The sequence below is a fragment of the Nonomuraea lactucae genome, assembly GCF_003313395.1.
GTDB lineage: Bacteria > Actinomycetota > Actinomycetes > Streptosporangiales > Streptosporangiaceae > Nonomuraea > Nonomuraea lactucae.
Map to the genome: position 1 here is coordinate 1 of NZ_QNFZ01000105.1, position 5,065 is coordinate 5,065.

A 5,065-nucleotide genomic window follows, 5' to 3' on the forward strand; every position below is an offset into this window, starting at 1 on the left:
GCCGCCGGTCGCCATCGCCTGGAGGACCGGCTCCGCCTTGCGCGCGCCCCAGCGCCCGATCCTGGCCGCCGCCACCGGCGGCAGGGCCACCGACGACCGCTCCAGCGTGCGCGAGCTCGCCGCGTCGCCCAGCATGCGGGTGGTGAGCGTGTGCCCGTTCATGGAGGCGAACAGGTGCTGGAACGGCCTGCGGTAGAAGAACACCGCGATCGTCAGCAGCGCCATGAACAGGATCTGCAACCCCCACGGCATGGCGGTCGAGATGATCAGCGCGTAGCCGTACACGAGCACACTCAGCACGAGCGCCAGCACGGCCTGCCTGAGCAGTGTGCCGACCAGCATCTCCACCCAGCGCATCGCGATGATCCGCCCGCTGCCCGGATGCACCCCGATCAGCAGGAACACCGGTCCGAGGATCAGCAGCAGCAGGAAGCCCACCTTCAGCACCAGCAGCGAGACCGCCACCAGGAAGATGAGCACGCCGGCGACGAGGGCGGCGATGAGCGCGCCGATGGCCACTCCGAGGCGGCTGGTCCAGTCCTTGCCCTGGAAGATGGCGAAGCGCGGGTCGCCCTTGAGCTTCTCCGCGATCTCGGCGTACTTCGCCTGGTGGGCGGCCGGGTCGGGGGCCGCCTGGCCGGCCTGCGGCGTGGGGATCGACTGGGTCTCCAGCATCGTCCGGCCGAACTCGCGCACGACGGGGGCGTTCGGGTCGGAGGTGCCGAACAGGCCGACCAGCCACGGCTTGCAGACCAGCGTGGACCAGAGGGCGTCGGCGTTCTGGGCGACGCCGGGCGTGCCGGTCTGGCCGTAGCCGCCCCCCTTGACCTCGGGGTCGGTCTGGCCGGGGCCGGGCAGGCAGGAGGTGCCGCCCGCGCCGGGCAGGCCGGAGAAGGCCGAGTTGACGATCTCGCCGGTCTTGTCGGTGACGACCTTGCCGAGGCCGGTGAAGTCACCCGGCCTGCTGAAGAACCAGGTGGCGACCGTGACGGCCAGCACCATCCAGATGACGCCCTCGGCCGTGGTCGTGGCCCGCTTGCGGATCAGGCCGTACCAGGCGAGCCAGATCGCGCCGAGGATCACGATGGGGCGGAGGTAGGGCCAGTACATCGCGTTCGACAGATTCGTCACGATGTCGTCGACCACGTCCTTGATCGATTGGAGCGGTCCCTCGGTGGCGGCGGCCTGGTAGGTCGTGATCGTCACCCGGTCGATGGCCTTGGCCCAGAGGAAGACCATGTTGGCCCAGCCGTTGCCCATGACGGCGACGATGTCGGAGCAGCCCAGGTCGTAGGTGTGCCAGAACTGGCCGCTCATGCCGAACTGGGCGTAGTTGGTGGCGGGCGGCGGGGCCGCTCCCTCGGGCGCGGGCGGCTGGATCATGCCGTCGACGCCGCTGCCGACGACCTCGGGCGTCAGTTGCGGCGACAGGTCGCACGGGGCCGCGGCGGCGGGCGAGAGACCGCCCACCACGAGCGGCACCGCGAGGACGCCCGCGATCAGAGCCAGGGCGAGCGCGAGCCGCCTGGGTAGCCGGATCTTCATGACCGAACCTCCTGCGCTCTGCCCACTCCCCCTTGATGATCATCATGCCCGCTGTCGTCGGGTTTGTCGTGCGTCGGATTCGTGTCGAGCCAGCGGAGCAGTTCCTCGGAGATCAGGTCCACCGCGATGCGCCCCGCTCTGCCGTCCAGGTCGCGGAAGACGCACTCGCCGTTGCCCAGCGAGCGCAGCACCGCCTTGTGCTCCTCCGACGCCTCGACACCGAGCAGCGACATGACGTGGTCCACCTCCACCCTCTCGGTGGATCTGAACGCGAACACCGACGACAGGCAGTTGGTCACCTGCTCGTTCAGCAGGTCGCCCGCGTTCTGCGAGACCAGGACGAGGGCGGTGTTGCGGGAACGGCCCATCCGGCTGACCTCGGGCACCAGCTTGGCCCCCTCGGGCGTGGAGGTGATCGCCCACGCCTCGTCCAGGAAGATCGCCTTGGGCGCGCGCCGGTCGAGCCCGTTCATCAGCCGCCGGGCGAACTGCGACACCAGGTAGAGCAGGGCCACGGACAGGCGCTGCTCGTAGGAGTAGTCGTCACGGCCGGTGGCCACGTCGGGCAGCGTCAGCCCGCCCAGCGTGAACACGGTCGTCCAGCCCTCGCTGTCGATCTGCTCGCCGCCCGACGGGTCGAAGCAGAGCCTGGCCAGGTGCATCTCGGCCATGGAGCGGAGCACCGCGCCGAGGTTCTTGGAGGCGGCGTCCTCCGACTGCTCCAGATGCTCGACGACCTTGCCCAGCGACGGGTCCGGGCCGTTGGAGACGGCCGCCACCGCCTGGATCATCGCCGACTCGCGCTCCTCCGACATGCGCGGTAGCAGCAGGCGCAGGGTCTCGGTGGCCATGGTCTTCTTGGCCGCGATGTCGTCGCCGAACGAGAACGGGTCGAGCAGGCCGGGAGCCGCCGAGCCGAGCGGGATGACACGCGCCCTGCGCCCCCGCTTGAGCAGCAGTTGGACCAGCGAGTCGGCGTCGCCCTTGGGGTCGATCACGGCCACCGTGACGCCGCGCAGCGCCATCTGGTAGATCATCAGCAGCGCGAGCGTCGTCTTGCCGCCGCCGGGCTCACCGGTGATCGCGATGGCGGTCGGCCGGTTGCGGGTGGCCGCCACCAGCGGGTCGAAGTGCACGATGCTGCGCGCCCGGCCGACGGTCTCCCCGATGTACGGGCCCAGCCAGCCCTCGCTGCCCTCGCCCAGCCGGTCGCCGAGGTCCACGGTGGCTGTGGCCATGCCGCCCGCGATGGTGCGCAGCGGCTGGCGCTGGGCGTAGGCGTTGACCCTGACCTTCTCCCCCGGCAGCGACTCGCAGAACAGCGAGAACTGGTCGCCCGTGGAGTTGACCACGTCGATGCCCATGTCGCGGTAGTGCTCGACGACCGCCTCCACCCGCTGCACGCAGATGTCCTCGGTCGGGGCCGACACGATCAGCCGGTGCCAGCCGTACACGAAGGGCAGGCGCTCCTTGGTGATGCCGTGCTCCAGCATGCGGGCCGCGTCGATCTGCTCCGCCAGCGCGATCGGCGCCTCAGCGCCTGCCTCGCGGATGTGGATGTCCATGTCGCGGGCGTGCGCGAGCTTGCGCGCGACGTCCTTCGACGCCTTGACCGGCGGGATGAGCCGCATCCGCGAGGAGATCTCCACGGGGAACGGCAACTGGTCGGCGAAGTGCATCCACGGCTCGCCGTCCGGGAACGGCATGAGGTCGGGGAAGCGGGCGAACGACAGGTGGGCCACGTAGGAGTCGCCCTGCGGCTGCACGACGCGCAGCAGCGACCGGCCGTTGTGGATCTCGCCCTCGACCAGCGACTCGATCTCACCCTTGCCCCAGCGCCGCTTGGGGCTGGCCGACGGCGGCGGGTCGCCGAGCGCTCCCGCAGCGGCGTGCTGGAACAACCACGCCACCTCGACGGAGGTGGCGTGCCTGGCGTAGAGGGCGCTGGACGCCAGCGCCCTGCCCAGCCGTTCGGCGTGTTCGGTCCATCTGCCGATCTCGCCCTCGGGCACGTGGTCGTCCTCCATGCCGAGCACCTTCTCGGTCCGCTGGTAGAAGCCGAACAGCTGCGACAGCACCCCGCTGCCGATCTGCCGGCCGCGCGGGCCGAGCCGCACCCCGAGATAGACCTCCTTGCACCAGAAGTCCTTGGTCCAGACGTGCCGGTACATCTCCTCCAGGTAGTCGCGCCAGCCGGGCCCCTCGTCGGAGGTGCCGTTCAGCGCCATCGCCCACTCGGCGGCGGGATACGTGCGGTGCGCGACCCTCAGGTGGACCTCGGCGTCCGGCATCCTGATGGCGGCCAGCGCGATCGTGATGTTGGTGGCCAGCGCCTCGCGCTCCTCGGGCGTGACGAACTCGTAGCTGACCGTGGGCAGGCGGAAGTAGGCCCATGCGCTGGTGTCAGTGAGCAGGATGCGGTCGTCGAAGTAGCGGACCGCCAGGCGCTGGTGCGCCCTGGACGCCCTGCTCATGCCGCCCCCTCGGCGCATGAACTGGCCAGACCTGCTCGCGCGTTCACTTATCGCTCACCGATTCTCGTGCCCGGGGGGTCACTCGCCATCTCCTCTTCGCTCGGTCGGACGGTCTGCGCCGCGAAACCCGCCACCACGACGCCGGCCAGGGCGAGGTAGGCCCGCCGCCCGGCCGCGCGCAACTGCCCCGGATCGACGACGTCGGCCCCGCCCGGCGCGAGGTCGTCCTCCCAGGGGACCCGCACGATGGCCCGGCACCTGCCCCGGGCCACCGACTCCGCCTGCTCGACGTCGGCCATCGAACGCCTGCTCACGCCGTTGACCACCATGACCGCCCGCCTGCGCAGGTCCGCGCAGCCGTGCCCGTCGAGCCACTCGTACGTCATCGCGACCGCGTCCGACGCCTCCTCGCTCGCCGGCACCACGAGCACGAGCTGGTCGGCGTACGGCAGCACGCGGGCGGCCAGCGCCGCGGCCGGGTCGATGACGGCCAGCTTGTAGTGCCGGTCCAGCACGTGCATGACCTGGCCCAGGCGGTTGTCGGACAGCAGCGTGCGGTCGGACAGCCTCCGCTCGGCGTCGGCGTCGCCGTCGGCGGCGATCACCTCCAGCCCCGTCGGCGTGCGCGAGGTGTAGCCGCGCATCGACAGGTAGCCGTTGACCCGGTCGAGCCCCGACAGGAGCGAGGTCAGCGTCTCGGGGGTCTCCAGGACGATCCTGCTGGTCAGGGTGTCGCCGCCGGTGCTGGCGTCGACGGCCACCACCTTGTCGTCGCGGTGGGTGGCCAGCGTGTGGCCGAGCATCAGCGCCGTCGTGCTCTGCCCGGCGCCGCCGGTGCAGCCGAGCACCACGACCCTGCGGCTCCCGCCGAACACGCCCCTGGCCCGGGCCTCGTCGATCTCCGATCCGTCGGTGCGCACCCCGCCGCCGCCCACCACCACCTGGGCGATCCGCCGCCAGCCGCCGGAGTCGCGGCCCACCACGGACTCGACCCGCCGGACCCGCGCCTCGCGCTCGCCCTGGGCACGTACGCCGCGCTCCGCTCG

General features: G+C 71.3%; 3 protein-coding genes. All 3 read right to left on the reverse strand.

Annotation, left to right across the window (positions count from 1 at the left end; translation table 11 throughout):
- Positions 1–1,545: type IV secretion system protein (locus DQW85_RS07550; RefSeq protein WP_162794809.1), on the reverse strand; the 1,545-nt coding region annotated here is incomplete at its 3' end.
- Positions 1,542–4,019 carry an ATP-binding protein gene (locus tag DQW85_RS07555; RefSeq protein WP_113699662.1) on the reverse strand — a complete coding sequence of 826 codons (2,478 nt, stop codon included), beginning with the start codon at positions 4,017–4,019 and terminating at the stop codon, positions 1,542–1,544. The genes DQW85_RS07555 and DQW85_RS07550, both read right to left, overlap by 4 nt.
- Positions 4,020–4,066: 47 nt before the next feature.
- Positions 4,067–5,065: MinD/ParA family ATP-binding protein (locus DQW85_RS07560; RefSeq protein ID WP_420819150.1), on the reverse strand; the 999-nt coding region annotated here is incomplete at its 5' end.

What these genes read in the sequence shown, in the direction of transcription:
- DQW85_RS07555 (WP_113699662.1), bottom strand. Translation starts at nt 4,019, where the DNA reads ATGAGCAGGGCGTCCAGGGCGCACCAGCGCCTGGCGGTCCGCTACTTC.